The organism is Streptomyces sp. NPDC102279 (assembly GCF_044766365.1).
Taxonomy (GTDB): domain Bacteria; phylum Actinomycetota; class Actinomycetes; order Streptomycetales; family Streptomycetaceae; genus Streptomyces.
Map to the genome: position 1 here is coordinate 59,274 of NZ_JBIWLU010000023.1, position 17,271 is coordinate 76,544.

A 17,271-nucleotide genomic window follows, 5' to 3' on the forward strand; every position below is an offset into this window, starting at 1 on the left:
GGTTTCTTACCTGCTCCGCCGAGCCAGGTGCGGTGAAGGGAGCTGTGGGTCAGGGCGTTCCGGCTGTCGCCGTGCGGCGGGAGAAGTCCGTCCAGGGCTGGAGGTCCGCGGCGTCGCTGGACTCCTCGTACCAACCCGTTCGGTCGAGCCAGGTGCGCAGCCAGGTCGCGAGGTCGGGCGCGTCCACGAACCAGGCGTGGTCCGCCTCGTCGGCGTTCGGTTCGTAGAGCAGGACGGCCCCGTCGGGGTCCTGGCAGTCCACGCACGCGTACATGCCGCAGCCCCAGTGGGATATGGGCAGCACGCCCTCGGGCCAGGGCCACTCGGGGTCCTTCTGGCCGCTCTGCCGACTGGCCAGATACTGCGGGACGACCGCGGGCTCGCCCGAGGGCGGGCCTTCCAGGAGAGGCAACAGGCCGTATTCCGGACCGAACCCGCCGTCCCCTATCCGCAGGTAGAGCGAGACGAGCAGCGCGGGCAGCGGGAAGCCCAGGACGGCCTCGGCGCGGGCGACCTCGGCCGTGTCCACGGGTGCGGGGAGCGAAGACCAGCCCCAGGGACGGGTGTTGCGGGCCTCCGTGGCAACCCGTGCCAGCAACTGCTCGATTTCGGTCATGGGTTCATCATGCAGCGCGCCGCTGACAATCGGGCAGCCTGTGGACAACCCTCATGCGAAACGGACATCGGCCCCTTTTCCACCGGGAACGCGAGCAGTTCCTCGAAGGCCGGCGGGCGGCGGTCGGTGTGCGGGGTGACGCCGAGGCGGGTGCGGGCGACGTCCGACGTGTGCCGGAAGAGGTGAAGGCCGCTGGGCGCGGAGGTCGCCGCCGGGCGAGCACCCGAGCAGCCGTATCGGCGGGTGTGCCGGCGCGGGACCGAGGCGGATGTGCGCGAGGTCCCGGCAGGGTCCCCAGGGCTCCTCCTCGGCACTGAGGAGGAGGTAGCCGGGTGAAAGGGGTCGGGCCCTAGCGCGCCGCGAACGGCTCGTCCGTGGGGACGATTTCGCGGCCCAGCGGGAACAGCGAGACCGGGATGAGCTTGAAGTTGGCGATGCCGAACGGGATGCCGATGATCGTGAGGCACATGGCGATGCCCGTCACGATGTGGGTCAGGGCCAGCCACCAGCCCGCGAGGACCAGCCACAGGACGTTGCCCACGCAGGACGGAGCGCCCGCGTCGTGGCGCTCCACCGTCGTATAGCCGAACGGCCACAACGCGTAGATGCCGATGCGGAAGGCGGCGATGCCGAACGGGATGCCGATGATGGTGATGCAGAGGATGACGCCTGCGGCGAGGTATCCGAGGAACAGCCAGAAGCCGCTCAGGATCAGCCAGATGACGTTCAGAATCGTTCTCATTGCTGTCGACCTGCCATCTGCTCGAGCCGGGCGATGCGCTCCGCCATCGGCGGATGCGTAGAGAACATCTTGGACATTCCCTGTCCCGGGCGGAAGGGGTTCGCGATCATCATGTGGCTCGCGGTCTCGATGCGCGGCTCGGGGGGCAGAGGCAGCTGCTTGGTGCCGGCGTCGAGCTTGCGCAGCGCGCTCGCGAGGGCGAGCGGGTCGCCGGTGAGCTGGGCGCCGGAGGCATCCGCCTCGTACTCCCGCGAGCGGCTGATGGCGAGCTGGATGAGGGAGGCGGCGAGCGGTCCCAGAATCATGATCAGGAGCATGCCGAGGATGCCGGGGCCGTCGTCGTCGTTGGAGCGGCCGATCGGGATCAGCCAGGCGAAATTGACGAGGAACATGATCACGGAGGCAAGGGCGCCGGCCACGGACGAGATCAGGATGTCGCGGTTGTAGACGTGACTGAGCTCGTGGCCGATGACGCCGCGCAGTTCGCGCTCGTCCAGGATGCGCAGGATTCCCTCGGTGCAGCACACGGCCGCGTTGCGCGGGTTGCGGCCCGTCGCGAACGCGTTCGGTGCTTCCGTCGGCGAGATGTACAGCCGCGGCATGGGCTGGCGGGCCTGTGTGGAGAGGTCGCGGACCATGCGGTACAGGGCGGGGGCCTCGAACTCACTCACCGGGCGTGCCCGCATCGCGCGAAGGGCCAGCTTGTCGCTGTTCCAGTAGGCGTACGCGTTCGTGCCGAGTGCGATGACCAGCGCGACGATCAGGCCGGTACGCCCGAAGAAGCTGCCGATGGCGATGATGAGTGCGGACAGTCCCCCGAGGAGTACGGCTGTCCTGAGCCCGTTGTGCCGGCGGTGCACGGTACGCCCTCCAAGTGGTGCGGCAGGGGAACCCTTTGCTTGCTTACTGCTCTGCTTCCACTCTTCAGTGGACCCTCCCGTACTGGTCAACGCCAGACGGGAGGGTCTAGTTCCCTTGTGCGCGCGGCCCGGCGGGTGGGCCGTCCGGGTGATCGGAGCGGGGTTCACGCGCGTGTGGAGCGCGCGGACGGGCCGGGGGAAGGGGTCGGATCGGGCCGGGAGCAGCGGGTCCGGTCGGGTGGGGAGCGCCGGTCCGCGGTCCTAGAAGAGGCCGGTCTCCGAGAAGCGCAGGACGAGCTGGGGCGCACCGGAAAGGGCGACGCCCAGTACGGCCGTCAGGGCGATCGCGGCCGTCAGCGGGGCGGGGACGCGGTGGGTGCCCGGCTCGCCCTCGGGGGCGCGGAAGAGGAGCGTCGTCCACTGGAGGTAGTAGAAGAGCGCGATCACCACGTTGACGGCCATGACGACGGCCAGCCAGCCGAGTCCGGCGTCGACGACCGCCGAGAAGACGGTCACCTTGGCGAAGAGGCCGATGATGCCCGGGGGCAGGCCCGCGAGGCAGAGCAGGAAGAAGCCGAGCAGCAGCGCGGACAGCGGATTCCTCGCGTACAGGCCGCGGTAGTCGCTGATGCGGTTGAGAGGGCTCGTACGGGCCACCAGGGCGGCGACGGCGAAGGCGCCGAGGTTCACGGCGGCGTACATGAGGGCGTAGGCCACCGTGGAGCCGATGGCCTTCTGCGCGTCCTTGGAGTAGGCGGCGGACGCGATCGGCACCAAGAGGTAGCCGGCCTGTCCGACGGAGGACCAGGCGAGCAGGCGTACCGCGCTGTACGCGCGCGTGGAGCGCTGCCGCAGGGCACCGACGTTGCCGACCGTCATGGTGAGGGCGGCCAGTGCGGCCAGGGCCGGGCCCCAGACGTCGGCGTACGACGGGAACGCGATGACGGTGACGAGGATCAGCCCGGAGAAGCCGACCGCCTTGCCGACGACGGACAGGTAGGCGGCGATCGGCAGAGGCGCCCCCACGTAGGTGTCGGGCACCCAGAAGTGGAAGGGCACTGCGGCCGTCTTGAAGGCGAAGCCGACGAGGGTGAGGACGACGCCCGTCTGGGCGAGGGTGTGGAACTGTCCGTCGACGTGCTGGATCCGGTCGGCGATCCGGGTGAGGTGGAGGGTGCCCGTCGTCGCGTAGACGAAGCTGACTCCCATCAGGCTCACCGCGGTCGCGGTGACGGACGACAGGAAGAACTTCAGGGCCGCTTCCGAGGACTTCCTGTCGCCGCGCCGGATGCCGACGAGGGCGAACGCGGGCAGGGAGGCCACCTCGAGGGCGACGATGAGGGTGGCCAGGTCGCGGGAGGCGGGGAGCAGGGCGGCACCCGCGGCCGAGGAGAGCAGCAGGAACCAGTACTCCCCTTCGGGGAGTTCCTTGTCGGCGTCCTTGAGGGCGGTGACCGAGAGCAGCGCCGTGAGGAGCGCGCCGCCGAGGACCAGGAGCTGGATGACCAGGGTGAAGCGGTCCGCGACATAGCTGCAGGCGTCCGCGTCGCCGGTCACGCAGAACGTGGCCCGGTCGCCGTCCAGGAGGGGCAGAAGCAGCAGCGCGGCCGCGGCGAGGCCCGCCACCGAGATCCAGCCCAGTACGGCCTTGCGGGCTTCGCCGACGAAGAGGTCGGCGACGAGTACGACGAGTCCGACGACCGCCGCGAGGGTGGGCGGCGCGATGGCGAGCCAATCGACGGACTGGACCAGAGAACTCATCGGGTGCCTCCTGCGAGGAGCTTCTGTACGGCCGGGTCCGTCAGGCCGAGGAGGGCCCGGGGCCACAGGCCGGCGACGACGGTGAGGGCGACGAGCGGCGTCCAGGCGGCGAACTCGTAGCTCTGCACGTCGGCGAGTTTCGGCGCCTCCTGCGAGACCGTGCCCATGCAGACGCGGCGCACCACGATGAGCATGTACGCGGCGGTGAGCAGCGTGCCGAACGCGGCGATCGCCATGAACGTCAGATAGGCGGCCCTGCTGAGGCCCTCGGCGGGCTTGAACGCGCCGAACAGGGCCAGCATCTCGCCCCAGAATCCGGCGAGGCCGGGCAGTCCGAGCGAGGCGACGGCGGCGAACGCGAGCAGGCCGCCGAGGCGGGGCGCCTTGCCGTACAGCGCGGCGCCCGTCCGGTCGGCGAGGGTGTCGAGGTCGGTGGTGCCCGTGCGGTCCTTCAGCGCCCCGACCAGAAAGAAGAGGAGGCCGGTGATCAGGCCGTGGGCGATGTTGGCGAACAGCGCGCCGTTCACGCCGGTCGGCGTCATGGTCGAGATGCCGAGCAGGACGAAGCCCATGTGGCCGACGGAGGAGTAGGCGATGAGCCGCTTGAGATCGCCTTTCGCGCCCTGCTTGGCGAGGGCGAGACAGGCCAGCGAACCGTAGATGATCCCCACCACCGCGAGGGCGGCGAGGTAGGGGGCGAACGTGCGGAAGCCGTCCGGGGTGATGGGCAGCAGAATCCGCACGAATCCGTACGTGCCCATCTTCAGCATGACGCCGGCCAGCAGGACCGAGCCGACCGTCGGCGCGGCGGTGTGGGCGTCCGGCAGCCAGCTGTGCAGCGGCCACATCGGCGTCTTGACCGCGAGCCCGATCCCGATCGCCAGAACGGCGATGACCTGCACGGATGTACTCAGCGACCGGCCGTTGTCAGTGGCGAGTGTCACCATGTCGAATGTGCCCGCCCTGATTCCGATCAGGAGCAGGCCGAGCAGCATGACGACCGAACCGAGCAGGGTGTAGAGGATGAACTTCCAGGCCGCGGCCTGACGTTGGGCACCTCCCCACCGGGCGATGAGGAAGTACATCGGGATGAGCACCATCTCGAACGCGAGGAAGAACAGCAGCAGATCGAGGACGGCGAAGGTCGCGAGGGTGCCGGCCTCGAGGACGAGCAGCAGCGCGACGAATGCCTTCGGGGTCGGGCCCGCGGGCGTCTTGAAGTAGGAGTACAGCGCGCAGAGGAAGGTCAGCAGCGCGGTCAGCACCAGAAGGGGGAGGGAGATGCCGTCGATGCCGAGGTGGATCCGCACGTCGAGTGCGGGGATCCAGCTGATGTCCGTCGTGGCCTGCATCTTCGACGGGTGGTCGTGGTCGAAGCCGAGCGCGAGGACGATCGCGGCGATGAGGACGACTCCGGTGACGACCACGCCGTGCCGCAGCACCGCCTGCTCGGGAGACTTCCCCTTCAGTCCGGGCGGGGCCGGCAGCAGGGCAGCGGCGGCCCCGATGAGCGGCCCGACGACGATCAACGCGAGAAGAACCTGCATCACGGACTCACTGATATCGATCACGCCTGCTCACGCTCCCGTGGCGACGAGGACGGCGGCGACCACCAGGACGACGGTGCCGGCGAGCAGCGCGCTCACATAGGTCTGCACATTGCCGGTCTGTGCCCGCCGTACGGCGGTGCCGAGCCAGCGGGGTAGGGCGCCCGCGCCGCGTACGTACGTGTCGACGACCTCGCGGTCGAGGAACCGGACGAGCTGGGCTCCGGCCTGGACCGGGCGGACGAACAGCGCGTGGTACACGGCGTCGAGGTGGAAGCCGACGGCCGCGTGGCGGTGCAGCGGGCCGAGCAACAGCCGGCCCGGGTCCGCGGGGTCGGGCGCGTAGGCCACGTCTCCGAAGGCTGGCTCGTGGCTGGCGATGGCCTCGGCCTCGACCAGTCCGGCATCGGCGTCGGGGTGGGCCGCGACCGCGCCCAGCGGGACGCGGAGCGCCATCGCGGTGGTGTGCCGCCAGGCCCCGTAGGTGATGATCACGCCGACCAGGGCGAGTCCGGTGCCGAGCACCGACGTGGTGAGCACGGGCGTCAGGTCGCGGCCGTCGAACCAGTCGGGGAGCAGGCCGTAGGTGAGGCCGAAGGCGAGCGAGGGCACGGCGAGCACCCACAGGACGGCGGTCATGGTGACCGGCTGCCTGCCGTGGTCGGGGGCCTCGGTTCCCTGTCCGTGGAAGGCGAGGAGCCACAGCCGGGTCGCGTACGCGGCGGTGAGGACGGCGGTGGCCAGGCCGGTGATCAGGACGATCCAGCCCGCGGCGCCGGGAGCGTGTTCGGTGTGACCGGTGGCGACGTGCTCGGCGGCGCCGAGGACGGCCTCCTTGGAGAAGAAGCCGCTGAAGGGCGGGATCGCGGCGAGCGCGAGCAGGGCCACGGTCATCGTCCAGTAGGCGTCGGGCACGCGGTTGCGCAGGCCCTTCATGCGGGACATGACGGCGAGCGAGTTGGTGCCGGAGGCGTGGATGACGACACCGGCGGCGAGGAACAGCAGCGCCTTGAAGGCGCCGTGCGCGAGGAGGTGGAAGACGGCGGCACCGCGGTCGCCGACGGCGAGGGCGCCGGCCATGTAGCCGAGCTGGCCGATCGTCGAGTAGGCGAGGACCCGCTTGATGTCGTCCTGGGCGAGCGCGGCGAGGCCGGACCCGGCCATCGTGACGCCGGCCATGACGGCGAGGACGACCATCGCGGCCGAGGAGGCCTGGAAGACGGGAAGGAGCCGGGCGACGAAGTAGATGCCGGCGGCGACCATCGTCGCGGCGTGGATCAGCGCGGAGACGGGGGTGGGGCCCGCCATCGCGTCGGGCAGCCAGGTGTGCAGCGGGAACAGTGCCGACTTCCCCGCCACTCCGGCGAGGAGGAGCAGGGCGACCAGCGTCGGGTGGTGCAGTCCGCCGCTCGCGACGGTGCCGAGGACCGAGGTGATGCGGAAGGAGCCGGCGTCGGTGGCCAGCGCGAACAGGCCGATGAGGAAGGGGACGTCGCCGAGCTTGGTGACCAGGAAGGCCTTGAGGGAGGCGGCGCGGGCCTGCGGGGTCTCCCAGTAGTGGCCGACGAGGAAGTACGAGCAGATGCCCATGATCTCCCAGCCGACCAGGAGCACCATCAGGTCGCCGGAGTAGACGACGAGCAGCATCGCGGAGGTGAACAGGGAGACGAGAGCGGCGTACGAGGGGTAGCGCGGGTCGTCGCGCAGGTAGCCCGTCGAGTAGATCTGCACGCAGGTCGCGACGACGCCGACGAGGACGGCCACGAGGGCGGCGAAGCCGTCGATGTGCAGGGCCAGTTCGATGGGGACCGAGCCGGTCGGGGTGAGTTCGGTGTGCGCGTCGATGGCCTGCCCGCCGCCCTGGCGGACCGCGACGGTCACGGCGAGGACGAGGGAGGCGAGCGGGGGCAGGACGGCGAGCGGGCGGACGAAACCGGGTGACGAACGGCCCAGCAGGAGTCCGGTGGCGGCGCCCAGGAACGGCAGGAGGGGGACGAGGACGGCGAGGGTCGTCGTGGTCACGCGGTGGCCTCAGCCTTCTCGGCCGCGGGGGCGTCGCTGTCGGGGTCGTCGGGGCCGTGGCCCTCGGCGGTGTCGCGGAGCTTGTCGATGTCCGAGGTGCCGCGGTTGCGGTACACGGACAGGACGATCGCAAGGCCGATGCCGATCTCGGCGGCGGCGATGGCGATGGTGAACAGGGTCAGGGCCTGGCCGGAGTGCAGGGTGTCGCGGGCGGCCTTGGAGAGCCAGACGTCGAAGGCGACGAGGTTCAGATTGACGGCGTTGAGCATGAGCTCGACCGACATCAGGACCAGGATCGCGTTGCGGCGCGCCAGGACTCCGTACAGGCCCGTGCCGAACAGGAGGGCTGCCAGCACGGCGGGATAGGCGAGGTGCATCAGCGGGCCCCCTGCTTGTCTTCGAGTTCCGTGCCGTCGCGGCCGCCGGGGACGCGCGGGGCGGCCGTCGCTTGGGTGTCCGCCTTCGCCTTGCGGGAGAGGACGATCGCGCCGACCAGGGCGGCGAGGAGGAGGACGGAGAGGGCTTCGAAGGGGAGGACCCAGTTCTGGAAGAGGCTCGCTCCGGTGACCTCGGTGGAGCCGGCGGCGGGACCGTTCAGGTCGACCCAGGTCGTGCGGAACGCGTCGACGACGACCCAGACGAGGGCGCCGGTCGAGGCGACGGCGACGGTGAGGGCGGCCCAGCGGTTGCCGGAGTCGGCGTCCGGGGAGCGCCCGATGGGAGCTCGGGTGAGCATCAGACCGAAGAGGAGGAGGACGACGACGGAACCGACGTAGATGAGGACCTGCACCCAGGCGATGAACTCGGCCGTCAGCAGCAGGTATTCGACGGCCAGGCCGCCCAGCGCCACGACCAGCCACAGAGCGGCGTGCACCAGCTGCTTGGTGGTGACGGAGACGATCGCCGCGCCGAAGGTGACCAGGCCGACGAGGACGAAGGCGATCTCGACGCCCGTCGGGGAGAGGAAGCCGTGATGTCCGGCGGCGACGGTGGTGGTCGCGCGGGCCACCGTGGCGGTGGCTGCTGCGAAGGTCACGACTGGCCCTCCTGAGGACCGGAGGGAGGTGTGGCCGGAGGCTCCGGCTGCCCGGGCGGGGCGGTCGGCTGTCCGGACGGTGCCGCCTGATCGCCCTGCGCGGGATCGGCCTGCGGTGCCTCCGCCGTGGCCTGCGCCGCCTCGGCCTGCGCCTGCGCCGCCTGTTCGGTGGCGAGTTTGTCGGCGGTCTTGCGGGCGGCGGCGATCTCCTTGGGCTCCTCGGCGGCGGGGTCGAGGGCGGGCGGGGCCGGGACGGTCCACATCCACTCGCGGAGCTTGTCGCGTTCGTGGGTGAGTTCGTGGATGTCGGTCTCGGCGTACTCGAACTCCGGGGACCAGAAGAGTGCGTCGAAAGGACAGACCTCGATGCAGATACCGCAGTACATGCACAGGGAGAAGTCGATGGCGAAGCGGTCGAGGACGTTGCGGCTGCGCTCGCGGCCACCGGGGGCGGTGGGCGGCACCGTCTCCTTGTGGGAGTCGATGTAGATGCACCAGTCCGGGCACTCACGGGCGCACAGCATGCAGACCGTGCAGTTCTCCTCGAAGAGGCCGATGACGCCGCGGGTGCGGGGCGGGAGTTCGGGCTGGGCGTCGGGGTACTGCGCGGTGACGGTCTTCTTCGTCATCGTGCGGAGGGTGACGGCCAGGCCCTTGGCGAGGCCGGAGCCAGGAATGCGGGAACGGGCGGGCGGGCGGGACTCGGCCATGGTTACGCGATCACCACCTTGACGATGCCGGTGAGGGCGATCTGGGCGAGGGAGAGGGGGACGAGGAGGGTCCAGGAGAGTTTCTGGAGCTGGTCCTCGCGCAGGCGCGGGTAGGTGACGCGCAGCCAGATGACGACGAAGGCGAGGAGCGCGGCCTTCAGCAGCGTCCACACCCAGCCGAGGCCGTCGGCGCCCCAGGGGCCGTGCCAGCCGCCCAGGAAGAGGACGGTGGTCAGTCCGCACAGGACGACGATCCCGGCGTACTCGGCGAGCAGGAACAGGGCGAAGCGCAGGCCGGTGTACTCGGTGTACGCGCCGAAGATGATCTCGGAGTCGGCGACGGGCATGTCGAAGGGGGGCCGCTGGAGTTCGGCGAGGCCGGCCACGAAGAACACGACCGCGCCGATGATCTGCCAGGGCAGCCACCACCAGTGGAAGGCGTCCACGATCCCCGGCAGCGACACCGTACCGGCGGCCATCGCGACCGAGGCCGCCGTCAGGAGCATGGGGAGTTCGTAGGCGAGGAGCTGGGCGGCGGTGCGCAGTCCGCCGAGGAGGGAGAACTTGTTGGCCGAGGCCCAGCCCGCCATGAGCGAGCCGAGGACGCCCACGCCCATCACGGCGAGGACGAAGAAGATGCCCGCGTCGACGACCTCACCGACCGCGCCCTCACCGGGGCCGATGGGGATCGCGAGGAGGACCAGGAGGTACGGGAGGAGCGCCACGGCGGGCGCGAGCTGGAAGATGCGGCGGTCCGCCCCCGCCGGGACGATGTCCTCCTTCTGGGCGAACTTGACTCCGTCCGCGACGAGTTGGGCCCAGCCGTGGAACCCGCCCGCGTACATCGGGCCGAGACGGCCCTGCATGTGGGCCATCACTTTGTGCTCGGTCTGGCCGACGATCAGGGGGAACGTCAGGAACACGACGAAGACGACGATCAGGCGGAGGGCGACGTCGAGAGCGTCGTTCACTGCGGTCCTCCTGAGGGGTCGTCGTCAGGGCTCGGGGTGGGAGCGGACTCGGGCTCCGGCTCGGCGTCGGGGTCGGGTTCGGGGTCCGGCCCGGACTCCGGACCACGCGCCGGATCAGCACCGCGCTCGGCCTTCGGCCCGGGCCCGGGCTCGGCCGTCGACCCGGGCGCGGGTGTCGGCTCCGGCCGTGATCCGCTCTCCGCCTCGGACCCGGCCCCGGGTCCGACCTCTGGCTCGCTCTCCGGCGCACGGTCGGTCTTCGGCTGCCGCTCGGCCTCCGGCTCCGGCTCCCGTTCCTCCTTCGGCGTCGCGTCCTCGAACGCGGGCTTCGGCTGGTGCCAAGGGGCGTCGGCCGTCGGGGCCTCCGGAGCTGTCGGTGCCTCCGGAGCTGTCGGAGCACCCGGAGTCGCCGGCCCGGTCCGAGGCGTCACCCCGGACGCAGCGCTCGGCCCGGAGGCCTGCTCCGCGGCATCCGATGGTCCCGCTTCCTCCGGCGCCGCTTCCTCCGGCGCCGCTTCCTCGGTCCGCTGGCTCGCCGAGCCCTGGCCCGCGCTGCGCGTGCGGCGGGCCGGGCGGGCCGTCTCCGTACCGGAGACCGCACCCTCATCTGTTGGAGCCGCACCCGCGACCACGCCTGCGGACGCCGCCCCCTCCGGAGCGGCACCCGCCGCGGAACCCGGAGCTGTCTGGCCGGCCGGGCCCTCACCCACCGTGCGGGTCCTGCGGACCGGGCGGTCACCCGCGGCGCGGGCCGCGCCGCGGGCGGGGCGGGACGGTGCCGGGGGGAGCTGGCCCTTGAGGGGACCCCACTCGTTGGGGTCGGGGACGCCGGGCGGGAGCATCTGGCGGCGCTTCGGGCCGCCGTGCTCGGACTCGCCGGGTTCCTTCGCGCCGGGCCAGGCCTTGGCGACGCGGGCGGCCAGGACGAAGTCCTTGCGGAGGGGGTGGCCCTCGAAGCCCTCCGGCAGCAGCAGGGGGTCCAGATTGGGGTGGCCCTCGAAGCCCACGCCGAACATCTCGTGGGTCTCGCGCTCGTGCCAGCCGGCTCCCGCGTAGACGGAGACGGCCGACGGGAGGACCGGGGTGGCGTGCGGGACGGTCGTACGGACGAGGAGGCGGCGTACCGGGGACAGGGCCACGACGTGGGCGCTGACGCGGAAGCCGGTGCCGGGTTCGTCGACGGCGCTCAGCCAGTCGAAGTAGGTGCAGCCGAGGGTGTCACGGGCCGTTTCGAGGGCCGCGATCCAGGCTGTGGGCGGTACGTCGACCGTGAGGACCTCGTAGGACTCCTCGGCCGTGGCGTCGGGGCCGAAGAGTTCCTCGGCGGGGGCGGGGAGCCAGCCGACGGTCATCGGTCCTCCTCGCCGGGAGCGGGAGCGTCGGTCGCGGAAGGTGTCGCCCCGGGGTCCGGTGGGGTCCGGTCCTCGCCCGCCTCAGCGGGCCCCGGCGCCGTGCCCGCGGCCACCGGCGGCTTCACCAGGCCGCTCTGGAGGGCCGCGGCGGAGGGCCGGGCCGTGCCGTACCGCTCCCCCAGCGACTCCCGGGCGATCTTCTCCTGGAGCTTGAGGATGCCCTGGAGCAGCGCCTCGGGGCGGGGCGGGCACCCGGGGACGTACACGTCGACGGGGATGATCTGGTCGACGCCCTTGGTGACGGAGTACGAGTCCCAGTAGGGGCCGCCGCAGTTGGAGCAGGCGCCGAACGAGATGACGTACTTCGGCTCGGGCATCTGCTCGTACAGGCGCTTGACGGCGGGCGCCATCTTGTCGGTGACCGTGCCGGACACCACCATCAGGTCGGCCTGGCGGGGGCCGGGCGCGAAGGGGATCACGCCGAGCCGGATGAAGTCGTGGCGGGCCATCGACGCGGCGATGAACTCGATCGCGCAGCAGGCGAGGCCGAAGTTGAAGACCCAGAGCGAGTAGCGGCGGCCCCAGTTCAGGACCACCTTCATCGGCTCGGGGGCGAGCCGGGCGAGCGCGCCGAGCCGCTTGGGCTCGGGCAGCAGGACCGGTTCCGGGGCGGAGGGGGTCACGTCCATGCGAGGACGCCCTTCTTGTATGCGTACAGCAGTCCCACGGCGAGGAAGCCGAGGAAGATGAACATCTCGACGAGCGTGGCCGCGCCGTAGCCGGGAGCGGCGAAGACCGTGGCCCAGGGGAACAGGAAGATCGAGTCGACGGCGAAGATGACGTAGAGGAACGCGTACACGTAGTAGCGGACCTGGGTGTGGGCCCAGCCCTCGCCGACGGGGTCGACGCCGCACTCGTACGTCAGGAGTTTCTCGGGCGTGGGGACGACGGGCCGCAGCAGGCGGCCTGCCCCGAACGCGACGGCGACGAAGAGCACGCCGACGACGGCGAGCAGTCCGACGACCGAGTACGACTGGAAGTAGTCCGCCGCGACGACGGTCCCGGTCGCCGTGACAACGGTCGGTTCCGGCACGTCAGCCCCTCACTCCCTGACCTCGTTGCGCCCCGTCGTGCGCCGTCGCGCAGTCGGTGATGCGCCGTGTTCGACGATCTGTACGGACGGGAGTCTAGGGCCTGCTAAAGAGAGCGTAAGCAGCCCGTCACGCCTCGACCATCCCCCGACCACCGGGCACGCGTTCACGTCTCACGGTGTGAACGGCTCCCCGCCGGCATCTCGTGTCACATCCCGTCGTCACCCCTGAGGGTGGGGTTATCCCCAGTGCATCGCGGCGGCCCACCTCATGGCGCGGCGGCGCGCCGCCGGGCAGGCTAGCGGATATGACCGAACGCATCACGCCCGCCGGTCCGTCGGACGGACCGTCCGACGGGGACCGGCCGCCTCCAGCGCGCTTCGCCCTCGACCGGCAGACCTGGAAGGAGATCGCGCATCTCCTGCTGAACCTGCCGGCCTCGCTCATCGGTTTCGTGTACGTGGTGACGATGCTGGCCACCGGCGCCGGCCTGGCGGTGACGGTCGTCGGACTGCCGCTGCTCGCGGGCGGGCTGCGCGGTTCGCGGCAGCTGGGCAAGGCGGAGCGGGCGCGGGCTCGGCGGCTGCTGGGGCTGCGGATCGAGGAGCCGAGCCCGTTGCCGGTGCGGCGGGCCGGGTTGTTCGGCTGGCTGTGGTCGAGCCTGAAGGACCCGGTGGCCTGGCGCGCGGCGCTCTACGACTTCATACGGCTGCCCTGGGGCATCGCCACCTTCGTCATCACGCTGGTGTCGCTGTTCGTGCTGTGGCCGGTGCTGCCGTTCCTCGCGCGGGGGCTGACGAACGTGGACCGGGCGCTGGTGCGCGGACTGTTGTCGCCCGACGACGCGCTGGAACGGCGGATCGCCGAGCTGGAGTCCGACCGCGGGGTGGTGGTGGACGCGGCGGCCGCCGATCTGCGCCGCATCGAGCGCGATCTGCACGACGGGGCGCAGGCCCGGCTCGTCGCCCTCGCGATGGGGCTCGGCCTGGCCAAGGAGAAGCTGCTGGAGGATCCCGACGCGGCGGCGGTGATGGTCGACGAGGCGCACGGCGAGGTCAAACTCGCTCTGCAGGAGCTGCGCGACCTGGCCCGCGGTATCCATCCGGCGGTCCTGACCGACCGGGGTCTGGACGCGGCCCTGTCCTCGGTGGCCTCGCGGTGCACGGTTCCGGTGAAGGTGACCGCCGACCTGGAGACGCGGCCGGCCGCGGCCATCGAGGGCATCGCCTACTTCACCGTCTCCGAGCTGCTGCAGAACGTCAGCAAGCACAGCGGTGCGCGCTCGGCGTCCGTCGACGTCTGGCGGTCGGACGACCGCCTGCTCATCCAGGTCCGCGACGACGGCCACGGCGGCGCTGGGCTCGACCGCGGTACGGGCATGGCGGGGCTCGCCGACCGGCTGGGGGCGGTGGACGGTCTGTTCGTCGTCGACTCGCCGGAGGGCGGCCCGACGGTCGTCACGGCCGAACTCCCCTGGCGGGCACGCGAGGACGGGCCCGCGCGGTAGCGCGCGGGCGGGCGGCACACACGCTCCCGGGCCGAAGGCCGCACGGTGGTCCACCGCGCGGCCTTCGGCGTCCCGCCAGTGCCGGGGGTGCGGCCGTGGGTAGGGAAAACCCCCGGCCCGAGACGCCGACCCGCTCCATGGTCCGCGGGCGGCGCGGACAGCAGAGTGGGGGTACGAGCCGACGCGCGGAACGAGTCGAGGCGCAGGACGCGACGAGAGAACGGACGGACCGATGGCCACGGAGTACGGAAACGGATACGGGCACCGGAGCGGGCCCGGATTCGACGGGGCGGGCGCCACGGAGCGGCGACACCGTCTTCCGGCCCCGCTGCGGGCACCGATCGAGGCCCGGAGTTGGCGGGAGTTCGGCTACGTGATGCTGGGCCTTCCGCTCGGGATCCTCATGTTCACGTTCGCCGTCACGATGGTGTCGCTGGGGGCGGGCCTGCTCATCACCTTCCTGGGCGTCCCGGTGCTCGCCGCCGCGCTGGCCGGCTGCCGCGGCTTCGGCTCGCTGGAGCGGACGCGGGCGCGCGGGCTGCTGGGCGTCGAGGTGGCCGATCCCGAGCCGCTGCGGATGCGGGGACACGGCCCGATGGCGTGGATGGGCGCGGTCCTCAGGAGCGGCGCCTCGTGGCGGCATCTGCTGTACGCGGTGGTCCAGTTCCCGTGGGCGGTGCTCTCCTTCACGGTGGCGCTGAGCTTCTGGCTGTACGGGTGGGCGCTGCTGACGTATCCCCTGTGGTTCTGGGTCTTCCCGATGTACGCGGGCCAGGGCGGCCTGCAGCTCTACGGCGACGGAACGCACTCCGTGTACCTGGACAACCCGTTCGAGATCACGATGACCGCGCTGCTCGGGCTGCTGTTCACGATGGCGACCCCGTGGATCGTGCGGGCGCTGACGAGCGTGGACCGGCTGATGGTGCGCGGACTGCTCGGCCCGTCACGGCTGGCGACCCGTGTGGTGGAGCTGGAGTCGGACCGGGGCGTGGTCGTCGACACCGCGGCGGCCGACCTGCGCCGCATCGAGCGCGATCTGCACGACGGGGCCCAGGCCCGGCTCGTCGCGCTGGCGATGGACCTGGGTCTCGCCAAGGAGAAGCTGACCGAGGACCCGGAGGCCGCCGCGCGGATGGTCGGCGAGGCGCACGGCGAGGTGAAGACGGCGCTCCAGGAGCTGCGGGACCTCGCGCGCGGTATCCACCCGGCGGTGCTGACCGACCGGGGGCTCGACGCCGCGCTGTCCTCGGTGGCCTCGCGGTGCACGGTTCCGGTGCGGGTGGAGGTCGACCTGCCGGCCCGGCCGATGCCCGCCATCGAGGGCATCGCCTACTTCACGGTCTCCGAACTGCTCCAGAACATCAGCAAGCACTCCCGGGCGACCCGGGCGAGCGTGGACGTGTGGCGGGTCGAGAACCGGCTGATGCTCCAGGTCGTGGACAACGGGGTCGGCGGCGCCGACGCCTCCTCGGGTTCGGGCCTCGCGGGACTCGCGGAACGGCTCGACGCGGTCGACGGGATCCTCGTCGTGGACTCGCCGGTGGCCGGCCCGACCCGGATCACGGCGGAACTGCCCTGGCGGGGCTGAACCGCCCCTGCGGGCCGGCACCCACCGCGGGGCGGATACGGCCCGGCGGGACAGGACCGACGAGGCGGGGCCGACAGGCCCCGCCACACCCGCGCGTTCCTCCGGGATCACCGGACGGGCGCGCGGCACACCCGTCCGGAAACGCCGGACGGGCTGATGCGTCACCCTCCAGAACCGCACCTCCCCGGACCCCTGGCGTATTCACGCCGCCCGGGCGCGCCCCGATCGGAATGCTGGAATGCTGGGGCCTGTCGTACGAGCGCTGTCGTACGAGCGGGGACGAACCCGGCGGGTCCGGGACGGCCCGGGGTGGGCTCTGGGGGGCCGAAAAATCGTGGAGGACAGGGTGCGGGTCGTCATCGCCGAGGATTCAGTGCTGCTCAGGGAGGGCCTGACCCGGTTGCTGACCGACCGGGGGCACGACGTGGTGGCGGGAGTCGGGGACGGCGAGGCGCTGATCAAGACCATGACGGAGTTCGCGGCGCAGGGCGCGCTGCCGGACGTGGTGGTCGCCGACGTACGGATGCCGCCGACCCACACCGACGAGGGCGTGCGGGCGGCCGTGCAGCTGCGCAAGGCACATCCAGGACTCGGTGTGCTCGTGCTGTCACAGTACGTGGAGGAGCGGTACGCCACCGAACTGTTGGCCGGTTCCAGCCGTGGCGTCGGTTACCTGCTCAAGGACCGGGTCGCCGAGGTGCGCGAGTTCGTGGACGCCGTGGTGCGGGTGGCCCAGGGGGGTACCGCGCTCGACCCGGAGGTCGTGGCGCAGTTGCTCGGCCGCAGCCGCAAGCAGGACGTGCTGGCCGGGCTCACGCCGCGGGAGCGGGAAGTACTCGGGCTCATGGCCGAGGGCCGGACGAACTCAGCCGTCGCCCGCCAGCTGGTGGTGAGCGACGGGGCAGTCGAGAAGCACGTCAGCAACATCTTCCTGAAGCTCGGACTGTCCCCGAGCGACGGGGACCACCGGCGTGTTCTGGCCGTTCTGACCTATCTGAACTCCTGACCATCTGACACTGTGTCAGTTGTCTTACAGAACCAGGAGGCAGACCGGGAGCGTCGTTCGGAGAGAGAGCCGAGGGCGGGGAAATCATGACAAGTCAGGGCGTCAGGCCGTCTCAAAATGGTGTCCATCATGCGAATGGCCGAAGGAAGGCGACCCTTACGGACGTAGGGTTGAAAAGGGAAGGGTCTGCGGCAGGACCACTCCCGGACAGCCGCCTCAAAGGAGGTCCAGTTCAGTGACGAGCCAGGTCAGTAGCCCAACGGAGCAGGCCGACGACGCCCTCGTGGGAGAACAGCGCAAACCGGTGGGGACGAAGGACGTCCGCCGGCTCGACCGGGTCATCATCCGGTTCGCGGGGGACTCGGGTGACGGGATGCAGCTCACCGGTGACCGTTTCACCGCGGAGACGGCCTCGTTCGGCAACGACCTCTCGACGCTGCCGAACTTTCCGGCCGAGATCCG

At 71.3% G+C, this 17,271-nt stretch carries 16 protein-coding genes and 1 pseudogene; 4 read left to right on the forward strand and 13 right to left on the reverse strand.

Features of this window, described 5'->3' with window-relative positions; all coding sequences use genetic code 11:
• Positions 1 to 49 precede the first annotated feature (49 nt).
• From ACIRQH_RS39480 to ACIRQH_RS39540, 13 genes are all read right to left on the reverse strand, one after another.
• Positions 50 to 616, reverse strand: a complete 567-nt coding sequence (locus ACIRQH_RS39480) for an SMI1/KNR4 family protein (protein ID WP_388878779.1) — start codon at positions 614 to 616, stop codon at positions 50 to 52.
• Positions 617 to 965: 349 nt separating this feature from the next.
• Positions 966 to 1,358, reverse strand: coding sequence for a YccF domain-containing protein (locus ACIRQH_RS39485; RefSeq protein ID WP_358822460.1), 393 nt, complete (start codon positions 1,356 to 1,358; stop codon positions 966 to 968).
• On the reverse strand, positions 1,355 to 2,218 hold the full coding sequence (gene htpX / locus ACIRQH_RS39490; protein WP_358822459.1) for a zinc metalloprotease HtpX: 864 nt from the start codon (positions 2,216 to 2,218) through the stop codon (positions 1,355 to 1,357). Before htpX ends, ACIRQH_RS39485 begins: the two co-directional genes overlap by 4 nt.
• Positions 2,219 to 2,479: 261 nt before the next feature.
• Entirely contained in the window at positions 2,480 to 3,979 is a 1,500-nt protein-coding gene (locus ACIRQH_RS39495) for an NADH-quinone oxidoreductase subunit N (RefSeq protein ID WP_404230264.1), read from the reverse strand.
• Positions 3,976 to 5,550, reverse strand: coding sequence for a NuoM family protein (locus tag ACIRQH_RS39500; RefSeq protein ID WP_404230267.1), 1,575 nt, complete (start codon positions 5,548 to 5,550; stop codon positions 3,976 to 3,978). The genes ACIRQH_RS39495 and ACIRQH_RS39500 overlap by 4 nt, the downstream gene beginning before the upstream one ends.
• A gap of 6 nt (positions 5,551 to 5,556) precedes the next feature.
• On the reverse strand, positions 5,557 to 7,548 hold the full coding sequence (locus tag ACIRQH_RS39505) for an NADH-quinone oxidoreductase subunit L (RefSeq protein WP_404230270.1): 1,992 nt from the start codon (positions 7,546 to 7,548) through the stop codon (positions 5,557 to 5,559).
• Positions 7,545 to 7,925: an NADH-quinone oxidoreductase subunit NuoK gene (nuoK, locus tag ACIRQH_RS39510; RefSeq protein ID WP_358822455.1), complete on the reverse strand. Its 381-nt coding sequence runs from the start codon at positions 7,923 to 7,925 to the stop codon at positions 7,545 to 7,547. The genes ACIRQH_RS39505 and nuoK overlap by 4 nt, the downstream gene beginning before the upstream one ends.
• On the reverse strand, positions 7,925 to 8,584 hold the full coding sequence (locus ACIRQH_RS39515) for an NADH-quinone oxidoreductase subunit J (RefSeq protein WP_404230273.1): 660 nt from the start codon (positions 8,582 to 8,584) through the stop codon (positions 7,925 to 7,927). The genes nuoK and ACIRQH_RS39515 overlap by 1 nt, the downstream gene beginning before the upstream one ends.
• Positions 8,581 to 9,294 carry a NuoI/complex I 23 kDa subunit family protein gene (locus ACIRQH_RS39520; RefSeq protein WP_388935177.1) on the reverse strand — a complete coding sequence of 238 codons (714 nt, stop codon included), beginning with the start codon at positions 9,292 to 9,294 and terminating at the stop codon, positions 8,581 to 8,583. Before ACIRQH_RS39520 ends, ACIRQH_RS39515 begins: the two co-directional genes overlap by 4 nt.
• Positions 9,295 to 9,296: 2 nt before the next feature.
• On the reverse strand, positions 9,297 to 10,265 hold the full coding sequence (locus ACIRQH_RS39525) for a complex I subunit 1 family protein (RefSeq protein ID WP_358822452.1): 969 nt from the start codon (positions 10,263 to 10,265) through the stop codon (positions 9,297 to 9,299).
• Complete coding sequence (locus tag ACIRQH_RS39530) at positions 10,262 to 11,617, reverse strand: NADH-quinone oxidoreductase subunit C (protein ID WP_404230277.1); 1,356 nt, start codon at positions 11,615 to 11,617, stop codon at positions 10,262 to 10,264. The genes ACIRQH_RS39525 and ACIRQH_RS39530 overlap by 4 nt, the downstream gene beginning before the upstream one ends.
• Positions 11,614 to 12,306, reverse strand: coding sequence for an NADH-quinone oxidoreductase subunit B (locus ACIRQH_RS39535; protein WP_388878802.1), 693 nt, complete (start codon positions 12,304 to 12,306; stop codon positions 11,614 to 11,616). The genes ACIRQH_RS39530 and ACIRQH_RS39535 overlap by 4 nt, the downstream gene beginning before the upstream one ends.
• Positions 12,297 to 12,710 (reverse strand): NADH-quinone oxidoreductase subunit A, encoded by a 414-nt coding sequence (locus ACIRQH_RS39540; RefSeq protein WP_355884195.1) that lies wholly within the window; start codon positions 12,708 to 12,710, stop codon positions 12,297 to 12,299. The genes ACIRQH_RS39535 and ACIRQH_RS39540 overlap by 10 nt, the downstream gene beginning before the upstream one ends.
• 305 nt (positions 12,711 to 13,015) lie before the next feature.
• On the opposite strand from ACIRQH_RS39540, the gene ACIRQH_RS39545 reads away from it, so the two are divergent.
• The 4 genes and pseudogenes from ACIRQH_RS39545 to ACIRQH_RS39560 all read left to right on the forward strand — a co-directional run.
• Positions 13,016 to 14,215, forward strand: coding sequence for a sensor histidine kinase (locus tag ACIRQH_RS39545; protein WP_388878806.1), 1,200 nt, complete (start codon positions 13,016 to 13,018; stop codon positions 14,213 to 14,215).
• 232 nt (positions 14,216 to 14,447) lie between these two features.
• Complete coding sequence (locus ACIRQH_RS39550) at positions 14,448 to 15,803, forward strand: sensor domain-containing protein (RefSeq protein WP_358822448.1); 1,356 nt, start codon at positions 14,448 to 14,450, stop codon at positions 15,801 to 15,803.
• A gap of 346 nt (positions 15,804 to 16,149) precedes the next feature.
• Positions 16,150 to 16,809 carry a response regulator transcription factor gene (locus ACIRQH_RS39555; protein ID WP_358822461.1) on the forward strand — a complete coding sequence of 220 codons (660 nt, stop codon included), beginning with the start codon at positions 16,150 to 16,152 and terminating at the stop codon, positions 16,807 to 16,809.
• Positions 16,810 to 17,044: 235 nt separating this feature from the next.
• A pseudogene (locus ACIRQH_RS39560) lies at positions 17,045 to 17,271 on the forward strand (2-oxoglutarate ferredoxin oxidoreductase subunit alpha); the annotation flags it as partial.